Origin of the sequence: Caulobacter sp. Root343, from assembly GCF_001425745.1 — a bacterium.
Classification (GTDB): Bacteria; Pseudomonadota; Alphaproteobacteria; order Caulobacterales; family Caulobacteraceae; genus Caulobacter.
Map to the genome: position 1 here is coordinate 1 of NZ_LMDF01000006.1, position 20,466 is coordinate 20,466.

10 protein-coding genes and 2 pseudogenes are annotated in these 20,466 nt (G+C 68.3%); 7 read left to right on the forward strand and 5 right to left on the reverse strand.

The window, feature by feature from the left end; translation table 11 throughout:
• Together tuf and ASC70_RS07820 are read left to right on the forward strand one after the other, a co-directional pair.
• Window positions 1–158 (forward strand): annotated as a pseudogene (tuf, locus tag ASC70_RS24425) (elongation factor Tu); the annotation flags it as partial.
• Between the two features lie 266 nt (window positions 159–424).
• On the forward strand, window positions 425–721 hold the full coding sequence (locus ASC70_RS07820; protein ID WP_156396157.1) for a hypothetical protein: 297 nt from the start codon (window positions 425–427) through the stop codon (window positions 719–721).
• A 49-nt stretch (window positions 722–770) separates the two neighbouring features.
• Here ASC70_RS07820 and ASC70_RS07825 read toward each other — a convergent pair whose 3' ends face one another.
• Entirely contained in the window at window positions 771–2,636 is a 1,866-nt protein-coding gene (locus tag ASC70_RS07825; protein WP_056048536.1) for a tetratricopeptide repeat protein, read from the reverse strand.
• 157 nt (window positions 2,637–2,793) lie between these two features.
• Between ASC70_RS07825 and ASC70_RS07830 the strand changes: the two genes are divergently transcribed.
• Window positions 2,794–3,780: a sensor histidine kinase gene (locus tag ASC70_RS07830; RefSeq protein ID WP_056048539.1), complete on the forward strand. Its 987-nt coding sequence runs from the start codon at window positions 2,794–2,796 to the stop codon at window positions 3,778–3,780.
• Window positions 3,781–3,788: 8 nt separating this feature from the next.
• On the opposite strand, the gene ASC70_RS07835 is transcribed toward ASC70_RS07830, so the two are convergent.
• From ASC70_RS07835 to ASC70_RS07850, 4 genes are read right to left on the reverse strand one after another with little or no spacing between them, the layout of a single operon-like run.
• Window positions 3,789–4,265, reverse strand: a complete 477-nt coding sequence (locus tag ASC70_RS07835; protein WP_056048542.1) for a GNAT family N-acetyltransferase — start codon at window positions 4,263–4,265, stop codon at window positions 3,789–3,791.
• 9 nt (window positions 4,266–4,274) lie between these two features.
• Entirely contained in the window at window positions 4,275–7,409 is a 3,135-nt protein-coding gene (locus ASC70_RS07840; RefSeq protein WP_156396158.1) for an efflux RND transporter permease subunit, read from the reverse strand.
• The gene (locus tag ASC70_RS07845; protein ID WP_056048545.1) at window positions 7,409–8,485 is read right to left on the reverse strand and encodes an efflux RND transporter periplasmic adaptor subunit; all 1,077 of its coding nucleotides are present in this window, start codon (window positions 8,483–8,485) and stop codon (window positions 7,409–7,411) included. Before ASC70_RS07845 ends, ASC70_RS07840 begins: the two co-directional genes overlap by 1 nt.
• On the reverse strand, window positions 8,482–9,999 hold the full coding sequence (locus ASC70_RS07850) for a TolC family protein (protein WP_056050519.1): 1,518 nt from the start codon (window positions 9,997–9,999) through the stop codon (window positions 8,482–8,484). Before ASC70_RS07850 ends, ASC70_RS07845 begins: the two co-directional genes overlap by 4 nt.
• A 116-nt stretch (window positions 10,000–10,115) precedes the next feature.
• On the opposite strand from ASC70_RS07850, the pseudogene ASC70_RS07855 reads away from it, so the two are divergent.
• The 4 genes and pseudogenes from ASC70_RS07855 to ASC70_RS07870 all read left to right on the forward strand — a co-directional run bounded on the left by ASC70_RS07855 (window position 10,116) and on the right by ASC70_RS07870 (window position 20,417).
• Window positions 10,116–13,531, forward strand: a pseudogene (locus tag ASC70_RS07855) (TonB-dependent receptor).
• Window positions 13,532–13,730: 199 nt separating this feature from the next.
• The gene (locus ASC70_RS07860) at window positions 13,731–14,864 is read left to right on the forward strand and encodes a mannonate dehydratase (protein ID WP_156396159.1); all 1,134 of its coding nucleotides are present in this window, start codon (window positions 13,731–13,733) and stop codon (window positions 14,862–14,864) included.
• A 128-nt stretch (window positions 14,865–14,992) separates the two neighbouring features.
• Entirely contained in the window at window positions 14,993–17,770 is a 2,778-nt protein-coding gene (locus tag ASC70_RS07865; RefSeq protein ID WP_056048550.1) for a TonB-dependent receptor, read from the forward strand.
• A 289-nt stretch (window positions 17,771–18,059) separates the two neighbouring features.
• Window positions 18,060–20,417, forward strand: a complete 2,358-nt coding sequence (locus ASC70_RS07870; RefSeq protein ID WP_056048553.1) for a glycoside hydrolase N-terminal domain-containing protein — start codon at window positions 18,060–18,062, stop codon at window positions 20,415–20,417.
• Window positions 20,418–20,466 lie beyond the last annotated feature (49 nt).

Genomic DNA, 20,466 nt, shown 5'->3' on the forward strand with positions numbered 1-20,466 from the left:
AGCCGGGATCGGTCGTCGGCAGGCTGGCTCCGGGCGACAACGCCGAGCTGGACGTCGAGCTGATCACCCCGATCGCCATGGAAGAGAAGCTGCGCTTCGCCATCCGTGAAGGCGGCCGCACCGTCGGCGCCGGCGTCGTGGCCAAGATCGTCGAGTAATCCTCGAACGATCTAGCTTCGGCTGAGAAATGCGAAGGCCCCGGAGGAAACTCCGGGGCCTTTTGCTTTTTGAGCCATGCCTTCCGACGGGCTTGGCCGAGTCGCCCGAAGGGCTATGCTGACGACCATGATCAGGGTCGCGCCCGTCTATCTCGACCGCATATTTGACGCCGCCGAATACGATGGCCTGACCTGGCTCTCGTCGATGATCTGCGCGTCGGAGGTGTTTCCGGCCCCAGCACATGACTTACGGTCTTCCGCAACCGTTGTTTCTGCTGGTCGAGGGGCTCCTGTGGTTCGCCCAGAGCGGCCGCTCCGGTGTCCGCACATACTTCGAAGCCACGCCCGTCGACCGACAGCGGGCGATGCTGCAAGCCCTTGAGCACGTGGCCGCGCCGAAAGACGTCTTGGGCAATTACCAGTCGGGGATGGAGGCGTGGCGCGACCCGTTCCGAACGACGAACCTCGATCGCTGGATCGACCGAAGCGACGAGGCGATCACCCGCTATCTGTGGGGTCTGGCGAAGACACATCGACCCGAAATCGAAGCCCTCATCGCCTGAAAGCAGGCGATGGCGTGGTTCGAACAAGGGGCGCGAAGCCGGTTCCGCGCTAGTATTTCGTATCCCAGGCTTCCCTGAGGTTATTGATGACCTCGGTGGTCTCGTTTTGGCGCTTGATATTGTCCTGCAAGGACGTATCCGGATCCCGGCGGGCGCTGGTTCTTGCTTGCGCCCTCGCCGCGTCATCTTGGCGGAACACGGCGTCCAGCTGCGGCGAGGACCACCCTGAGCCCGTGCGGATGAAGTCGTAGGTGCGGCTGGCCCGCGTGACGTTGGTTCCCATGCTTTGCGAGAAGCCCACGGTCAGCAGACCCGCGAACGCCGCCAGGGAGTTGCCTTCGACCGGCAAGGTCTCGACGGTCGAGACATAGCTGCACCGATAGACACCCTTGGCTTTCCTGCGGCAGCTGACGTCGCTGACACCGCGCTGCATACGGAGGGTGTCGCCGAAGAACGGTATGCTGGAGACGATCTCGCCGGGGATGCTGGTCTGCCGCAGCCCGTCGCCCCGCGCCGCGAGCGCCGTCACCGTCCTCAGGATGCCCGCCGCGGTCGGGGCGCCGTTCGCGTCCACCAGAGCCTGGCCGCGGGCCGGCGTTGCTGACGCGGCGCGGGAAGGCGCCGCGGCCGTCGTGGCTCGGGCCGGAAGACTGGCCAGGCGGGCCGTTTCCTTATCCTCGGCGGCCAGGCGAACGAGCTCGGCATCGGCCTTCGCATAGCCGAGATCCTTGGCCTTTTGGAACCAGGTCCTGGCGCCTTCGCGATCGTGTAGCCGGGACTCAAGCAATACGCCGACATTGAACGCCGAGGTCACGTTTCCAGCCTTCGACGCCATCATGAAGTATTTTACCGCCACCCCATCGTTCTGGGTCGCGCCGCTGCTGCCTTGATAGGCCATGAGCGCCGTATCGAAGGCCGCGTCGCGGTGTCCGGCGTCGGCGGCTTCCTGGAGCAGCTGGCGGCCAAGCGCCAGGTCCTCGGATGTGGAGGGCTTGCCCAGTAGCAGCGTTCCGTAGAGGTATTTCCCCTCCCGATTGCCGGCGGCGGCTGATTTCGCCGCCCAGACCATCGCCTCGGCGGGGTCTTTGTCCAGGCCATAGCCATTGATGAGGCAGTTCGTATATTCCGCCATGGCCTTCGCATCGCCTTCGGCGGCCCCGCGTTGGAAGAATTCCGCCGCGCGCGAGGGATCGGCACTGCCGAGGTCGCCCCGCATCAGGATGTAGCCGGCCTTGGTGAAATACGCGGGAAGACCGCGTTCGCCCGCCTTCTCGTACAGCTCGATCGCCAGGTCCGGATCCTTGGCGACGCCCCCCGAGCCGGTCTCCACGAACCAGGCATAGCCGCCAAGTCCGTCCGGCACGTCGGCGTCGGCGGCCTGCTTGTAGAGCGCGGCCGAAGCTTCGTGGAAGCGTGGACCCTTGCCGAAATACAGCAGCCCGAGCGGGACCAGGGCGTAGAGGTTGCCCAGGTCCCGGGAGCGGACCAGCAGCGACTCGGCTTCGGCGGGGTTGGCCGTGACGCCGACGCCTTGGGCGAGGGCGAGGCCATAGTAGCTCAGGCCGCGAGGATTTCCTCCGGCGGCGGCCGTCTTGGCGTAGCCGGCGGCGAGACCCAGGGAGCCCGCATTGCCGAGGTCGAACGCCATCAGCGCGGCGGCGTCCGTGTCGCCGGCGTCGGCGTCGGCTTGCACGGTCCGCCAATGACGCGAGCGCTTGGCCTTCGCGATCAGGTCCTTTGACGGACGCTTAAGCCAGTCGTCCTGGGTCAGACCCCACCGGCTTTCTGACGCGGCGCTCGGGCGCCAGGCCTGGGAGACAAGTTGAGGCGCGACGTCCGCGCCGGTTCTCGCCTGGCCAGCCGTCGCCGTGAGGCTCAGCGCCCCGGCCACGCAGGCCACGAACAGGTATCGCATCGACCGCCCCCGCAGAAGTTGCATCCACTATCAGGCAAGACCCACTGCTACTCAATCCGAAACCCCCTTGAACCTTCGCCGTCCCCACTCTGTTGACCGCCGGCTTGACGGCTTGGGCCGAAAGGCCCAGCACCGACGGAGGGACGGGAGTCAGCGCTTGGATTTGCGACGCAGGATCAGGGGAAATCTCGTCGTCCGCTACGGCCTGGCCGTGGCCCTGGCGGCCGGCGCGGTGCTGCTGCGGTTCGCCCTGACGTCGGTGTTCCCGCCGGGGTTTCCCTATGTGACCTTCTTCCCGGCCATCCTGGTGGCGACCTATTACGGCGGGCTACGGGCCGGCGTGGTCTGCGCGGCGCTGTGTGGCGTGGCGGCCTGGTGGTTCTTCATCCCGCCGGTCCACACCTTCAAGTTCGACCTGTCGATGGCCGTGGCCCTGGCCTTCTACGTGCTCGTGGCCGGTGTGGAGATCTTCTTCATCGACGGCATGCGTACGGCGCTGGACGACCTGGAGGACGAGCGCGAGCGCTATCGTGATCTGGCCGAGAGCCGCGACCTGCTGTACCGCGAGCTGCACCATCGGGTGAGCAACAATCTGCAGGTCGCCGGCGCCCTGTTGCGCCTGCAGGGCCAAGGGGTCGTCGACGCCCGCGCCCGCCAAGCCCTGTCCCAGGCCGGCGAGCGGATCGAGGTCATCGCCCGCATCCAGCGCGAGCTGCACAACCGCACCGGCGAGCCCGTCCCGTTCCGCGCCTTCGCCGAGGCCCTGCTGGCCAGCGCCGCCGCGGCGGCCGGGGCGCGGGTGCGCCTGACCATCGAGGGCGGCGAGCAGCCCCTGCACCCCGACCAGGCCACCCCGGTGACCCTGGTCATGCTGGAGAGCTTCAACAACGCTCTGGAGCATGGCTTTGGCGAGGCCGGGGAGGGCGAGGTGCGGGTGACCCTGGATCAGTCGGGTCTGGCGCATGTGTTGACCGTCGGCAACGACGGCGCCGGCCCGCCGCCGGGCTTCGATCCGGCGACGTCCAAGAGCTTGGGCCTGCGCATCGTTCGCGCCATGGCCCAGCAGTTGGGCGGCAAGTTCGAGATGGCGCGGGAAGACGGCTGGACCGTGTGCCGGCTGAGCTACGCGCCGAAGCGGGATTAGGGGAGGATTTACAGCCTCAGCCGGTAGAACCGCGTGTCCACCGCCATGCGCGGGAACGCCGCCGGCAGGTCGTCGGCCTCGACCCTCGCGAAGCCGTTCTTCTCGTAGAACCGGTGGGCGGCCTGGAAGCGGTCGGTGGTGCCCAGCCACACCGTCTTCACGCCGCGATTTCGGGCATGGGCGAGGGCCGTGTCCAGCAGGGCCTGAGCCGCGCCGACCGGTCCGCGCGCGCTCGGCTTGACGAACATCTTGCGCAGGGCGACCGCCCCGCCGCCGATGTCCTTGAGGGCGATGGTGCCGACCGCCTCGCCCTCCAGCTCGGCCAGCCAGAATTGGCCGGCGCCGGTCTGGTACCAGGCGGGGATCGCCGCCAGGTCCGGCTGGTCGGCGGCGGTGATCGGAAAGCCGAACTCCTCGCGCTGGATCGGCAGGATCACCCCGACGACGGCGTCTTCGTCGCCGGGGTGGAAGGTCCTGACGATCACGGCCTGCGCCTAAAGCCGATCGGCCGGGATCGCCTCGCCCTGGGCCTCGCGCGGCGTGGTCATCCGGGCGAGCTTCGGGGCCAGCCAGCGCTCGATGTCGTCGACGATCTCATAGACCACCGGCACCAGCACCAGCGACAGCACCGTCGAGGTGATCAGGCCGCCGATCACCGCCACGGCCATCGGCTGGCGGAACTCCGAGCCGGTGCCGATGCCCAGCGCCGTGGGCAGCATGCCGGCCATCATCGCCAGGGTGGTCATGACGATCGGCCGGGCCCGTTCGTGGCAGGCGTCGACGATGGCCTCGCGCTGGCCCATGCCCGCGCGCTCCTGCTCGATGGCGTACTCGACCAGCAGGATCGAGTTCTTGGCGGCCAGGCCCATCAGCATCAGGAAGCCGATCAGCGACGGCATCGACAGGGACTGGCCGGTGATCAGCAGGGCGAAGAACGCGCCGCCGATCGCCAGGGGCAGGGCCGACAGGATGGTGATCGGCTTGAAGAAGCTGCGGAACAGCAGGATCAGCACGCCGAACACGAGGCCCACGGCCGACAGCAGGGCCACGGCGAAGCCGGTGAACAGCTCGACGAACGCCTCCTGGTCGCCGGCCGTGGCCGGACCGACGCCGGCGGGCAGCTTCTTCATGGTGGGCAGGTTGCCGACGTCGGTCATCGCCTGGCCCAGCTGGGCCCCGTTGTTGAGATCGGCCTCGATGGTCACCTGCCGCTTGCGGGCGAAGCGGTCGATCTTGGCCGGGCCAGCCTGGAACGACAGGTCGGCCACACTATCCAATCGCGTTGTACCGCCGCTGGCGGTGGGTACGCGCAGGGCGCCCAGGGCCTCGAGGTCTCGGCGGCTGTCGGCCGGCAGGCGCACGCGGATCGGGATCCGCCGCTCACCCTGGGTCATCTTGGCGACGTTGGCGTCGATGTCGCCCACCGTGGCGACGCGGGCGATGGCGGCGATGTCGGCCGAGTTGACGCCCAGCCGGGCGGCCTCGTCGGCCTTGGGCCGGATCAGGATCTCCGGACCGCTGGGCGGCGAGGAAGGGCGCGGGTCGGCGACGGTGTCGAGCTTCTGCATTTCGCGCTCGATCTGGGCGGCCGTGCGCTCCAGCAGCGGGCCGTCCTCGGAGATCAGGATGGTCTGGACCTCGGAGGTGCCCCAGTCGCCCAGCAGGTTGACGCGGGCGTCGGGGATGTCGTGCAGGCCGTTGCGGACCGCCTGCTTGATCTCGGTGACGGTCTGGTCGCGGTCGCCGTTCAGCACGATGGTGATGGTGGCGTCGCGGATGTCGGCTCCGCTCTGGCCGCCCCAGCCGCTGCCGATGTTCGAACCGACCTGGGCGAAGACGTGGGCCACTTCCGGGCGCTTGCGGAACATGGTGGTCACCGACTGGACCGTGCGTTCCATGTCGGCCGTGGTCGCGCCGGGCGGGCCCTGGACCTTCAGATAGTAGTAGTTGTTGTTGGCCGCCGGCTGGAACGCGGTGGGCAGGAAGCCGGCCAGCATGATCGAGCCGACGAAGATCAGGCCGCCGATGATGCAGGCCAGGATCCGGTGGTCCAGCGACCAGTCCAGGACATTGCGGTAGAAGCCCTTGAAGTCCTTGCGCGGATGCGGGTTCTTGGCCGGCTTGAGGAAATAGGCGGCCAGCAGCGGCGTCAGAAGGCGGGCGACCACCAGCGAGAACAGCACCGCCACGGCGACCGTCAGGCCGAATTCCTTGAAGAACTGGCCGGGCGTGCCGGGCATGTAGGACACCGGCACGAACACCGCGACGATGGTGAAGGTGGTGGCCACGACGGCCAGGCCGATGGCGTCGGCCCCCTCGATCGCCGCCTGGAAGGGCCTCTGGCCCCGGGCGACGCGCTTTTCGATGTTCTCGATCTCGACCACGGCGTCGTCGACCAGGATGCCGATGACCAGGGTCAGGGCCAGCAGGGTCACGACGTTCAGCGAGAAGCCCATGATCGCCATGAAGGCGAAGGTGGGCACCAGCGACACCGGCATGGCGATGGCGGTGATCAGGGTGGCGCGCCACTCGCGCAGGAACAGGAACACCACCAGCGAGGCCAGCAGCATGCCTTCCAGCAGGGTGTGCTCGGTGGCCGCGAAGCTGGCGCGGGTCTCGTCGACGGTCGAGAAGATCTTCACGAAGGTGACGCCGCCCTGCTTCTCGGCCAGCTTGTCGACGGCGGCCTTGACGCGGTCTTCGACGGCGACATCGCTGGAATCGCGGGTCTTCATCACCTGGAAGGCGACCACGGGCTTGCCGTCGAGACGGGCGAAGCCGCGCTGCTCCTCGGCGCCCTGGCCGACCTGGGCCACGTCGGTCAGCTTGACGTAGCGGCCGCCGGCCACCGGGATGGTGATCTGGCGCAGCTGCTCGACCGTGGTGGCCGCGCCCAGCACGCGCAGGGTCTGCTCGCGGCCGCCGACATTGGCGCGGCCGCCGGGGGCGTCGACGCTGAAGCTGGCCAGGGCCGTGTTCAGCTGCGGGGCGGTGACGCCGAACGAGGCCATGCGGTCCGGGTCGATGATGACGTTGATCTCGCGATCGACGCCGCCCACGCGCGCCACCTGGGCCACGCCCTTCTCGCCCTGCAGGGCGCGGGTGACGCTGTCGTCGATGAACCACGACAACTCGGTCGAGCTCATGTTCGGGGCCGAGACGGCGTAGGTGATGATCGGCGCGCTGGTGATCTCCAGCCGCTGGACGATCGGCTCGTCCACCTCGCGCGGCAGCAGCGAACGGGTCTGGTCGACCTTGGAGCGGACCTCGTCGGTGACCTTCTGCAGGTCCTCGCCGAGGTTGAACTCGATCGTCGTGGTCGAGGCGCCCTGGACCACCGACGAGCGGATGGTCTTGACGTTGGAGATGCTGGCGACCGCGTCCTCGATCGGGCGGGTGACCTGGGTCTCCATCTCGCCGGGCGCGGCCCCGCTCTGGGTGACCGTCACGGTGACGGCGGGGAACTCGACGTTCGGGAACTGCTTGATCGGCAGGGCCATGTAGCAGCCGATGCCCGCGATCATCAGGGCGATGAACAGCACCGCGACCGGGATCGGGTTGCGGATCGCCCAGGCCGAGACTTTCAGCTCGGCGGTCTTGTGGCCGTCAGGCTTCTGTTCGCTAATCATCAGCGGGCGGCCTGTTGCTGGGCCGGGCGAATGACGTCGCCGTCGGTGATGAACGATGCGCCGCCCAGGACGATGCGCGTCCCGGCGGGCGGGCCCTGGATCAGCTGAGCCCAGCCGCCGCCCTTCTGGCCGATCTTCACGGCGGCCTGGTGGGCGCGATTATTGCTGTCGACCGTCATCACATAAAGGCCATCGGCCTCGTAGCGGATGGCCGATTCCGGGATGGCGGTCACCGGCGCGGTGGACGCGCCGAAATTGGCGCGGCCAAAGCCGCCGGGGCGCAGGTCGGGACGCACGGGCAGGCGCACGCGCACCTTGCCCAGGCGGTTGGCGCTGTCGACGCGCGGGCTGACCAGGCGCACCACGCCGGAGATCGACTGGCCGCCGGGCAGGGACACCTGGGCCGGTTGGCCGGCGCGGATCCCGGCCAGGTCGGCCTCGTTGACCTCGGCGTCCAGCTCGACCAGGCCATCGCGGGCGATGGTGAACCACGGGGTCGTACCGCCGCCGGCGATCTGGCCGGGCTGGACGCCGCGCTGGAGCACCCGGCCGCTGACCGGCGAGGTGATGGTCATCCGCGAGACGCGGGTGCGTAGCTCCTTCAGCGCGGCTTCCTGAGCCTTGGCCTGGTAGCGGCGGGTCTCGATCTGCTCTTGGCTGAGGATGCCCTGGCCGTCGAGGCCGGAGACGCGGGCGGCCTCGGCCTGGGCCTGAGCGGTGACGGCCGCCTGCTGGTCGACCTGGGCGCGCAGCAGGGTGTCGTCCAGCTGGGCCAGAGGCTGGCCGGCGCGCACCCAGTCGCCTTCGTCGGCATAGAGGCGGGCGACGCGATAGCCCGTCAGCTCCGAGCCGACGGCGGCCTCCTCGCGCGAGACCAGAAGGCCCGAGGCCTCGATCCCGCCGCCCAGCGGGCGGGTCTCGACGCTGCCGACGCTGACCGTGCGGGCCTGGGCGGCCGCGCTGGCCGGCTTCTTGGCGGTCTCGTCGGGCTTCTTGCCGCAAGCGGTGAGCCCGATAGCGGAGCAGACCAGGGCGGTGGCGATCATGGAACGGGTCGTCATCGGGGCGGGTCTCATTGGGCGGAAGCCTTGCCAGAAGAGGCTTGGGGGGGGACGGCTTGCGGCGACCAGCCGCCGCCGAGGGCCTTGTAGGTCTGGACGGCGCGTTGCAGCGCCTGGGTCTGGGCCCCGGTCAGGGCGGCGCGGGCCGAGCGCCAGGACTGTTCGGCCTGCAGGGCCGTGGTCAGGTCGGTCAGGCCCATGGCGTAGCCCTTGCGGCTGGCCTCGTAGGCGACGGCGGCGCGGCGCTCGCCGGCGGTCAGCAAGGTGACGCGGCGTTCGTCGGCGTCCTGCTGGACCAGCGCGCCCTCGACCTCGCCGAACGCCGTCTGGACGGTCTTCTCATAAGTGACGGCGGCCTGCTCGACCCGCGCGTTGTCGGCCTTGATGTCGGACATCAGCTTGGGGATGTTCAGCACCGGGATCGACAGGTTCGCCCCCAGGGTCCAGGCCGAGCTGGTCGTCGAGGCCGTGGAGCCGGGGCTGAGGAAGCTGGGGGTGATCGACTTGGAGATCCCGACGCCCGGCGTCAGGGTCAGGGTCGGAAACAGGGCCAGTTCGCTGATGTTCAGGCTGCCCGAGGCCGAGGCCAGGCGGGCGGCGGCCTCGCGGACGTCGGGACGGCGCGCCAGCAGCTCGGCGGGGGCGGCGGCCGGGACCGGCGGGGCCTTGGCCAGGACCGGCTCGACCGGCAGGCTGGCCAGCGGGTCCACGCCCTTGCCGACCAGGATCAGCAGGCTGCGGCGCGAGGCCTGCAGCTGGCCTTCCAGGGCGGCGACCTGCGCCTCGGCCTGGGCGAGGTCGGCGGCGGTGCGGTCGCCCTCGGACGTCGCCGACAGGCCGCGGCGGCCCTTCTCGGCCGAGACATCGTACAGCGACTTGGCGATGCGGGCGTTTTCGCGGGCGTCCTGCAGCTGGACGGCGTAGCCGCGCGCCTCGAAATACGACTGGGCGACATTGGCGGCCAGGGCCGCGCGGGCGCCTTCATAGGCGAAGCGGGCGGCGGCCAGGTCATTGTCGACCACCCGGCGGGCGGCGCCCCGGCGGCCGATCAGATCGAGCTCCCAGGAGACGTCGAAATTGGCCGAATAGGTCTTGCTGACCCCGCCCTGGGTGAAGCCGCCGGTGCCGCTCTGGTCGATGATGTCGGTGTCGGTGCGCTTGGCCGAGCCCACGAGCGGCGTCTGCGGGATGTAGATCTGGCGGATCTGGCCCTGGCGCACCGCGCGGGCCTCCTCCAGCCGGGCGGCCGCCAGGCGGGCGTCGGGGGCCTGGGCCAGGGCGGTCGTGACCAGGTCATTCAGGACCGGATCGTTGAAGGCGGCCCACCATTGGTCCAGGGCCTGGGACGGCAGCGGCGTCCCACGCGGCGCCTCGTAGGCGGCAGGCAGACGCGCATCAACCTGGCGCGCTGGGGTGGTGCAGGCCGACAGGCCCGCGCCGGTCAGCACGGCGGCCGAGACGAGCAGGACGCGGGACGAGCCAACGGGCCGGCCTGGACGCGGGGGAGCGCCGGTCTTGGCGAGACGCATGAAGTTTCTAACCCAGTTATTGTTGGCCCGCTGGCGGGGCTTGGCGACCAATGTTTTCCCACTTAGGCGCGCATAGGCCGAAGGAAAACCCCCCAGCCGACGCTTTAGCGAAGCTTATGTTGCGGCGCCCGAGTCCTCCGGCGTCGCGGGAACCATACCTTTCCATGGTGCGGCGGGATGACGCGGGGCGTGTTGCTCTTTCCTTGCGGCAGTTGACGGCGCTGTAAAACATACCGCATCATCGAAACAGATGTTCGACTTCATTGATCGGCATCCGCTCTGGTTGCGAAACCAGAGGAGTATGCGTGGCTTTTCAAGCATCCGGCCCAAGGGGACCACGGCTTGTCGGCTCTAGACGGCGCATCACCAAGTTTCGAAAACGAACGCTCCTCGCGGCGTGCCGGCTTAGCCGCGCGCGTCCGAGGCCGCGCGCCGTTCGGGAGACCGCCGCCAAGTTGAACGTCCTCTGGCCTCGCGAAGACGAGCGGCCAGTCAAAGAATAATCGAGGGAGGGAAAACCATGACACGAACCAGCTTCCTGCGCGGAGGCTCGCGCCTCGCGCTGGCCATCGCGCTCGGCGGAGGACTAGCGGGCGCGACCGCCGCCCAGGCGCAGCAGAAATCCAACAACGACGCCCCGGTCGAGGTCGAGGAAGTCGTCGTCACCGGCTCGTTCATCAAGGGTACGCCCGAGGACGCCGCCCTGCCGGTCGACGTGATCGGCGCCGAGGAGCTGCAAAAGCGCGGCTCGCCTTCCACCGTCGAACTGCTGAAGGCGCTGTCGGTGTCCAGCGGCGTGCTGGGCGACACCAACCAGTTCGATAGCCGCGCCCAGGGCTCGGAAGGCTCGGGCTCGGTCAACCTGCGCGGCCTGGGTTCGCAGCGCACCCTGGTGCTGCTGAACGGCCGCCGCATGGCGATCAACCCGTTCGGCCAGGCCGGCGCGGGCATCGTCGACACCAACATCATTCCCGCCGCCGCCATCGGCCGGCTTGAGGTGCTGAAGGACGGCGCCGCGGCGACCTATGGCTCGGACGCCATCGCCGGCGTGGTCAACTTCATCACCAAGAAGAACTTCCAGGGCCTGGAGGCGGCCGCCGACTACCGGATCGTCGATGGGTCGAAGGGCGACTACGGCCTCAGCCTCACGGCGGGCAAGGTGTGGGACAACGGCAACGTCCTGGCCAGCATCGGCTGGCAGCATCGCTCCAAGCTGTCGGTCGCCGACCGTGACTGGGCCAACAAGCCCTATCTGAGCAATCCGGAAGCCGGCTGGTCGGCGGCTGGCAACCCCTCGACCTTCATCCCGCTGGCCAGCACCACCAGCGGCATGCGCGATCCGGCTTGCGCGGGCCTGGGCGGCTTCCCCGGCTTCAGCGGTCTGACCCCGGTCTGCTACTGGCACTACACCCCGTTCGACAACCTGGTCGAAAAGTCGAACGCCGTGCAGGCCTATGCCGAGGCCAACGCGGATCTGTCCGCCAAGACCAAGTTCCACGCCGAGCTGCTGTACTCGCACACCGACGTGCCCGACTGGAACACCTCGCCGTCCTACGCCGCCCTGGCGGTGCCGACCGCGGAAGCCTCGCCCATCGCAGGGCGCTACATCGTGCCGTCCACCAACCCCGGCCTGATCGCCTTCATGGCGGCCAATCCGACGGTGCAACTGACCAGCCTGGTCACCGGCGCCACCTCGACCGTACCCAGCTCGATCTTCGCCTTCGGCGCCATCAACGCCGCCAACCGGCCGTTCGCCCTCGGCGGCAATCCGAAGTTCGGCTACGGCCCCTCGATCGGCTCGCGCTCGTTCGACGCCTTCCGCGTCTCGGCTGACCTATCCGGTGAATTCGAGAATGGCATCGGCTGGGACGTCGCCCTGACCTATTCGCAGGAAGTGGGCGTGCGCACCGGCTACGACACCCTGGTCAACCGCTTCGCCCTGGCGCTGCAGGGCCTGGGCGGACCGCTGTGCGACAGCAACCCGACCACCCCTGGTGTCCAGGGCACGCCGGGTGTCGGGCAGTGCATGTATTACAACCCCTTCGCCAGCGCGATCCCCAGCAACGCGATCACTGGCGTGGCCAACCCGGCCTACAACTCGGCCCTGGCCAACAACAAGGACCTGGTCGACTGGTTCTTCAAGAAGCTGTCGACCAAGCAGTCCTCGCGCCTGTTCGTCGGCGAGGCGGTGCTGAACGGCAAGACCAGCATCACCCTGCCGGGCGGCGACGTGGCCTGGGCCGCGGGCGTCCAGTATCGCCGCACCTATTTCAAGGCCGACTACAACGACATCAGCAACGCCGCGATCAATCCGTGCGTGAACACTCCGGACTTCGGCGTGACCACCTGCACCGGCTCGCAACGCAACGGCCCGTTCATGTTCCTGGGAGTCGGCAACGAGGCCGATAACCAGAGCGACGTGATGGCCGGGTTCGGCGAGCTGTCAGTGCCGATCACCGAGGACTTCCAGGCCCAGCTCGCCGCCCGCTACGAGAAGTACGGCGGCGCGGTCGGTTCGACCTTCAACCCCAAGGCCTCGTTGCGCTGGCAAGCGACCAAGTGGATGGCGGTCCGCGCGTCGGCCGGTTCGACCTTCCGCGGGCCGCCTGATCCGCTGACCACAACGACCTCGATCACCTCGCTGCAAGGCATCCTGGGCGTGTTCCGGGCCGTGGACATCTTTGGCAACCCGAACCTGAAGCCGGAAAAGGCCAAGACCTATAATTTCGGCCTGCTGTTCAACGCCGGCGACTTCAAGGCCAGCGTCGACTACTTCGCCTTCGACTTCAAAAACCCAATCGTGGCCGAGCCGGTGGCCGGCATGGTCTCGGCGCTCTATCCGAATGGGGCGGCCGGTTCCAACAACTGCGCCGATCCGGCCTATGCGGGCCTGGTCGCGCGCTTCACCTTCAACGGCGCCTGCGGGACGCCGACGACCAGTATCGCCCGCCTGCGCACCAACTACATCAACGGCGCGCCGGTGAAGAACTCGGGCCTCGACTTCTCGGCCGATTACCGGTTCAGGAACGTGCTGGGCGGCGACGTCGCCATCGGCGGCAACGCCACCTACATCCGCAAATACAGCGTCGGCGCCACCCAGGTGGAAGGGATCACGGTCGAGAAGCCATTCGACGCCGTGGGTCTGCTGAACTACCAGACCACGGTCGTGCCGATCCCCAAGTGGAAGGGCGACGTCTTCGTCGAGTGGAACATGGGGCCGCATAACCTGCGGGTCTCGGTCAACTACATCGGGTCCTACACCGACCAGCGCACCGCCCCGTTCGCGGCCAACGCCTACAAGGACACCACGGGCGCGGGTGTGACGGTCGCCGCCGGCAAGAAGATCGACGCGCAGATCCTGACCAACCTGGCCTATCGCGTCTTCCTGCCCTGGGACACCACCGCGACCCTGGCGATCACCAACGTGTTCGACAAGGACCCGTCCTACGCCCGCCTCGACCTGGGCTACGACCCGTTCACCGGCGATCCGCTGGGCCGCACCTACAAGTTCGGCCTGCGCAAGAAGTTCTAGTTCGTTCCTCGAAACGTGTGGGAACTCACGGCGCGTCCTCCCCCAGGACGCGCCGTCTTCTTGTGTGGTCGCTCAACTCACCAATGCGCGCCCGGCATGTGTCGATACGGCCTTAGCATTGGTTTGAAATCGAACCTGGCGCCTAGTCTTCACTAATAAAACAACTGGCCTGGACCAGATAAAAAGCGGGAGTGAGACTATGGATCGCAGAAGATTTCTGTCGGCCACCGGTCTGGGCGCGGTCGCATTGGGCGCGGGATCGGGCGCGGCGTCGACCGTGGCGGACGCGGCGCCGAAGCCAAAGGCCGCCGGCGCCAGGGGCGGACCCGCCAAGTTCAAGCTGGGCTGCCAGAGCCCGCCGGCCACCGACGAGCACTTCGCCTTCTTCGCCCGCTACGGCGTCCGCAACTGCAGCAGCAGCGCCAAGATCGCCGATCCGAGCCGGATCTATCCGACCGTCGACGAGCTGAAGGCCCTGAAGGACATGGGCGACCGGCACGGCGTCAGCGTCGACATGGTCGATAGCGTGCTGCTGACCTCGTCGCACATCGATCGCGAGAAGAACCCGGCGATCATGCTGGCCCAGGACCCGCAGCGCGACCGCGACATCGAGGCCTTCCAGACCTTGATCCGCAACTGCGCCGCCGCCGGCATCCCGGCCGTGAAGTACAATATGAGCATCCTGGGCGTGCTGCGCAGCGGCAAGGTCAAGGGACGCGGCGACTCCGAATACGCGGCCTGGAACCTGGCCGAGGCCAAGCCCGCCACCCCGCTGACCCGGGCCGGGGTGGTCGACGCCGACCGGTTCTGGGAGCGGATCACCTATTTCCTCGAGCGGGTCGCGCCGGTCGCCCAGGAGTACAAGGTCCGCATCGCCTGCCACCCGCAGGACCCGGGCGTGCCGCCCAGCGGCTACCAGGGGATCGACCGCGTATTGGGCACGGTCGACGGCCTCAAGCGGTTCATCACCATCAAGGAAAACCCGTATCACGGGCTCAACTTCTGCCAGGGCACGGTGTCGGAAGACCTGCGTGATCCCGGCAAGGAGATCTTCGACGTGATCCGCTACTTCGGGAACAGGAAGAAGATCTTCAACGTCCACTTCCGCAACATCAGGGGCCATCGCGACAACTTCGCCGAGGTGTTCCCGGACGAGGGCGACGTCGACTTCGTCGAGGCCATCAAGGTCTACAAGGAAGTCGGTTACGACGGCATGCTGATGCCCGACCACGTGCCGGAAGTTCCCGGCCACCCCGAGGCGCGCGGCGAGAGCTTCGCCTTCGCATACGGCTATATCCGCGGCCTGATCCAGGCCGCCGACCGACTAGCTTGACGCTCTAGCGGCCGCCGGTCGGGCCGCAAGTACCTGAAGTAGCTCCTGTTTAACCGTCCAGGCCGTCTCGGCTCGGAACGGACGAACTCCTGCGGCCGGTCCGCCGGCGCCCTTCGAGGGACATCCCGATGTCACGACTGATCAAACGCGCCTGCGCATCGTCCGCGCTCGCCCTCGGCACGGTGTGGAGCCTCGCGGCCGCCGCCCAAACCGCCCCGGCCGCCCAGCCCGCCGCTGTCCAGGCCGCCGCTCCCGCCAGCGACATCGTCGAGGAGGTGGTGGTCACCGGCTCGCGGGTCGCCCGGGCCGGCTTCACGGCCCCGACGCCGGTCACCGTGCTGGGCGGCGAGCAGCTGACCAACAGCAGCCCGACCACCCTGGGCGAGTCGCTGAAGCAGATCCCGGCCCTCAACAACTCGGTCGGACCGCGCGGGGCGCAGACCTCGTCAGGGCAGGGCGGGGCGTATCTGGACCTGCGCGGACTTGGCCCCAGCCGCACCCTGACCCTGCTGGACGGCCGGCGCTTCGTGCCCGGCGACGGCAGCGGCCTCGTGGACACCAACCTGTTCCCTCAGGCCTTGGTCGATCGGGTGGAGGTGGTGACGGGCGGCGCCTCGGCGGCCTACGGCTCCGACGCCGTCGGCGGGGTGGTCAACTTCATCCTCAACAAGAAGTTCGAGGGCTTCAAGGGCGAGGTCCAGGGCGGGATCTCGAACTACGACGACGACCAGGAGCAGAAGTACAACTTCGCCTATGGCAAGCGCTTCGCCGACGGGCGCGGCCACGTGATCGGCAGCCTGGAATATTTCAAGAGCAACGGCGTCGACCAGCGGCTGGACCGCCCGGTGGCCCAGAAGAGCTGCCAGGTGATCGCCCTGCCGGCCGGCTCGGCCACCTTGCGCGATTTCGCCTGCGGGGTGCGGGTCTCCAACGCCAATTTCGGCGGGCTGATCACCAACACCGCCCTGGCCGGCACGACCTTCACCGCCGACGGCGCCCCGATCCCGTTCAACTACGGAACCCTGCGCACCGGCTCGACCATGGTCGGCGGCGACGGGGTGATCCCGCAGTTCGCGCCGCTGACCTCGGCGATCGACAAGCGCATCGCCTTCCTGCGCGGCAGCTGGGACCTGACGCCGAAGACCAACGTCTATCTGGAGGCCAGCTACGGCAAGGTGGCCCTGGGCTATCAGGTCGGCTCGTACCACAACCAGCTGGGCAACACGGCCCTGACCATCCGCCGCGACAACGCCTTCCTGCCGACCTCGCTGCGTGACCGGATGACGACGCTGAACCTGCAGACCTTCAGCCTGGGCCGCTACGACAACGACATCCCGCAGAGCAAGGTCACCACCGACAACACCACCTACCGGCTGGTCGGCGGCGTCAACGGCGAGATCGGCGGCTGGAAGTGGGACGGCTATTTCGAGCGCGGCGACAACAAGCGGAAACTGCAGATCGGCAACGACCTGCTGCAGGCCCGCTATGTCGAGGCCGCCGACGCGGTGGTCAGTCCGACGACCGGCGCGATCGTCTGCCGCTCCAGCCTGACCATGCCCGGCAACGGTTGCGTGCCGATCAACGTGTTCGGCTATCATCCGCCCAGCGAAAGCGCCTTCCGTTACATCACCGCCACCAACGCCGCGATCCAGAAGTCGTACGAGCACCTGGTGGCCTTCAACCTGTCGGGCGAGCCGATCTCGACCTGGGCTGGGCCGGTGTCGCTGGCCCTGGGCGCCGAGTATCGCGAGCAGGGCTTCGACCAGAAGGTCGACGCGCTGTCCGAGACCTTCAACCCGGTGACCAACAGCCCCGGCCCGTTCCGGGTCGGCAACCCCAAGGCCCAGTCGGGCAGCTACAACATCAAGGAAGGCTACGTCGAAACCGTGGTTCCGCTGGCCAAGGATCTGCCCTGGGCCAAGGAGCTGGAGCTGAACGCGGCGGCCCGCTACACCGACTACAGCACCAGCGGCGGGGTCACGACCTGGAAGATCGGCCTGTCCTACGCGCCGATCGAGGGGGTGCGGTTCCGGGCCACGCGGTCCAAGGATATCCGGGCCCCGAACCTCTACGAGCTCTACCAGAAGGGCCAGTCCAACTACATCGTGTCGATCTTCGACCGGGTGCGCGGCGTGACGGCGACCAACGTCAAGCAGCTGCAGCTGGGCAATCCGAACCTGGTGCCGGAAGTGGCCGAGACTACGACGTTCGGCGTCGTCTATCAGCCCTCGTTCGCGCCGGGCCTGGGGCTGTCGGTCGACTACTATGACATCGACATCAAGGACGCGATCGCCACCCCGACGCCCCAGCAACTGATCGACGACTGCGCGGCCGGCGTGCAGGCGCGCTGCGCGTTCCTGTATCGCGACGCCGCCGGCGGGCTGATCGGGGTGGACTTGGTCAACCTCAACCTGTCGGCCTTCAAGACCCGCGGCGTCGACATCGAGGCCAGCTACGGCTTCGACCTCGCCACGATCCGTGACGGATTGCCAGGGCGACTGAGCACGCGGGTGATCGGCAGCTATGTCGACACCTTCACCAGCATCGTGCCCGGCGCGCCGGTCGTGAATCGGGCGGGGGAGGCGGCCAATCCGAAATGGCGCTGGAACGCCCAGGCGACCTACGACGCCGAGCCGTGGTCGCTGTTCCTGCAGGCGCGCCACACCGGCGAGGTGTCCTACGATCTGAGCACGGCGCCGACCGACCTGCCGCAGCTGAAGATCAAGCCCGAAACGCTGGTCGACACCCGGGTCTCGTACAAACTGCCCACCCGTAGCGGCGACTGGACGGCCTATTTCAGCGTCAACAACGTCTTCAACAACCTGCCGCCGGAATTCGCGCCGACGGCGGGGTCGTATGACCCGATCGGGCGGTTTTACCGGGCGGGGGTGAAGTTCGTGTACTGAGGTCGAAGCCCTCCAACCCGTGTCATCCCGGAAGCCTCGCAGAGGCTATCCGGGACCGCCGGAAGCGCTGAGCTTCCCGCGGTCCCGGCTCTCCGCTCCGCTACGGCCGGGATGACAGAAAGAGAGTTTTGTCATTTCTTATACGACATAAGAATTCACTGATAAAATATCCGCTTGTCAAAGCCACTCCGGAGTGATCACTGGTTCGCGGGCGTCGGCCGGCATTCCAGCAGCTCCGCCCCAACGTGATGTCGGCCGTCCGGGCCGGCGCTGATCAGGGGAGTTCGACATGACCCGCTTGACCCGTCGGCAGGTCGCCGCCGGCGCCGCCGCGAGCGCGGTGGCCGTCTCGACCCGAGTTCAGGCCAAGGGCGGAACCCGTGGCAAGCACGAGCTGTGGTACGCACAGCCCGCCGCCCAATGGGTCGAGGCTCTGCCGATCGGCAACGGCCGGCTGGGGGCCATGGTGTTCGGCGACGTCTCGGCCGAGCGGCTGCAGCTGAACGAACACACCCTGTGGAGCGGCGGCCCCTACGACCCGGTCAATCCGCGCGCCCAGCAAGGCCTCGGGCCGGTCCGCGCCTTGATCGCCGAAGGCCGCTTCGCCGACGCGGAAAAGCTCGCCAACGAGGCCCTGGTCGCCACCCCGCCGCGCGAGATGGCCTATCAGCCGTTCGGCGACCTCGGCATCCGCTTCGTGGGCAAGCAGGGGACCGTCAGCGGCTATCGCCGCTCGCTGGACCTCGACGACGCCATCGCCGAGACCACGTTCGAGATCGACGGCGTCCGCTATCACAGGCGGGTCCTGGCCTCGCCGGTCGATCAGGTGATCGCGCTGGAGATCACCGCCAGTAAGCCCGGAGCGCTGAACTTCGACCTGACCCTGACCCCGGCCCAGACGGTCAACCAGGTCGTCCACGAAGGCCGCGACACGCTGAAGGTCTCGGGCCGCAACAACGACGGCGAGGCCGGCATTCCTGGGGCCCTGACCTTCTGCGGTCGGGCCAAGGTGATGGCCAAGGGCGGCGCGGTCAGCGGCGAAGGCGGCCAGCTGTCGGTGCGCGGCGCCGACCGGGCGACGATCCTGGTCGCCTTGGCCACCAGCTACCGGCGGTTCGACGACGTGAGCGGCGACCCCGACGCGACCACCCGCGGTCAGATCGACCGCGCAGCCCGGAAGTCCTTTGAGCGTCTCGCCCGCGACGCCTCGGCCGCGCACCGCTTGCTGTTCGACCGGGTCAGCCTGGACCTCGGCGGCAGGACCGATCCGGCCGTTCCCACCGACCTGCGCCTGGCCCGCAACGAGACGACCGACGATCCGGCCTTGGCGGAGCTCTATTTCCAATACGCCCGCTACCTGCTGATCGCCTGCTCGCGCCCCGGCGGCCAGACCGCCAACCTGCAGGGCCTGTGGAACGACCAGGTCAAGCCGCCTTGGGGCTCGAACTACACGATCAACATCAACACCCAGATGAACTACTGGCCCGCCGAGGCCGGCGGTCTGGCCGAGTGCGCCGAGCCGCTGTTCGACCTGATCAAGGATATCTCCGAGCGCGGCGCGGTGACCGCCCGCCAGATGTACGGCGCAAGGGGCTGGGTGGCCCACCACAACACCGACCTGTGGCGCGGGACCGCGCCGTTCGACCACGCCAAGGCCGGGTTGTGGCCGACCGGCGGCGCCTGGCTGTGCCTGCACCTGTGGGATCGCTACGATTACGGCCGCGACAAGCGGTTCCTGGCCCGCGCCTATCCGCTGATGCGCGGCGCGTGCCTGTTCTTCCTCGACACGTTGCAGGCCGACGCGGCCACCGGCTGGCTGGTCACCAGCCCCTCGGTGTCGCCGGAAAACCGCCACGGCTTCGGCTCGACCCTGTGCGCGGGTCCGACCATGGATATGCAGATCCTGCGCGACCTGTTCGACCACACTCGCGAAGCGGCGCGGATCCTGGACCTCGATCCCGACCTGCGCGCGGAGCTCGCCAAGACCCGCGAGCGCCTGGCCCCTACCCGGATCGGCGCGCAAGGCCAGATCATGGAGTGGAAGGACGACTGGGACGCCGTCGCGGTCGATCCCAAGCACCGCCACGTCTCGCACCTCTACGGCCTGTTCCCCAGCTGGCAGATGGATCCCGCCGTCCATCCGGACCTGGCGGCGGCGGCGCGGCGCACGCTGGAGACACGCGGCGACAAGACCACCGGCTGGGCCATCGCCTGGCGGATCAACTTGTGGGCCCGGCTGAAGGACGGGAACCACGCCCACGATGTGCTGCGGCTGCTGCTGGCCCGTGAGCGGACCTATCCCAATCTGTTCGACGCCCACCCGCCGTTCCAGATCGACGGCAATTTCGGCGGCGCGGCGGCGATCCTGGAGATGCTGGTCCAGAGCAAGGGCGAGATCGTCGACCTGCTGCCCGCCTTGCCCAGCGCCTGGCCCACCGGGTCGCTGCGCGGCGTCAGGGTTCGCAACGCCGGCGAACTGGACCTGACCTGGCGCGACGGGAAGCTGGAAAGCGTGACGCTGCGCTGCGCCACCTCGGACTATCGGACCCTCAAATGCGGCGAGGTCAGCCGTCGGATCTTCGTGCGCGCCGGCGAGCGCGTCGTTCTGGCGGGACCGTCTCTGCAGGGATCGGCAAGGGCCTCGTGAAGTCTGTTCAGTTTCGTTTGACGTGTGGATTTCACTTTCATATAAGAAA

Excerpts from the sequence above, each read along its gene's own strand:
- ASC70_RS07865 (WP_056048550.1), top strand. The coding sequence starts at position 14,993 with ATGTCACGACTGATCAAACGCGCCTGCGCATCGTCCGCGCTCGCCCTC.
- ASC70_RS07850 (WP_056050519.1), bottom strand. The coding sequence starts at position 9,999 with ATGCGTCTCGCCAAGACCGGCGCTCCCCCGCGTCCAGGCCGGCCCGTT.
- ASC70_RS07870 (WP_056048553.1), top strand. The coding sequence starts at position 18,060 with ATGACCCGCTTGACCCGTCGGCAGGTCGCCGCCGGCGCCGCCGCGAGC.
- ASC70_RS07860 (WP_156396159.1), top strand. The coding sequence starts at position 13,731 with ATGGATCGCAGAAGATTTCTGTCGGCCACCGGTCTGGGCGCGGTCGCA.
- ASC70_RS07825 (WP_056048536.1), bottom strand. The coding sequence starts at position 2,636 with ATGCGATACCTGTTCGTGGCCTGCGTGGCCGGGGCGCTGAGCCTCACG.
- ASC70_RS07845 (WP_056048545.1), bottom strand. The coding sequence starts at position 8,485 with ATGAGACCCGCCCCGATGACGACCCGTTCCATGATCGCCACCGCCCTG.
- ASC70_RS07840 (WP_156396158.1), bottom strand. The coding sequence starts at position 7,409 with ATGATTAGCGAACAGAAGCCTGACGGCCACAAGACCGCCGAGCTGAAA.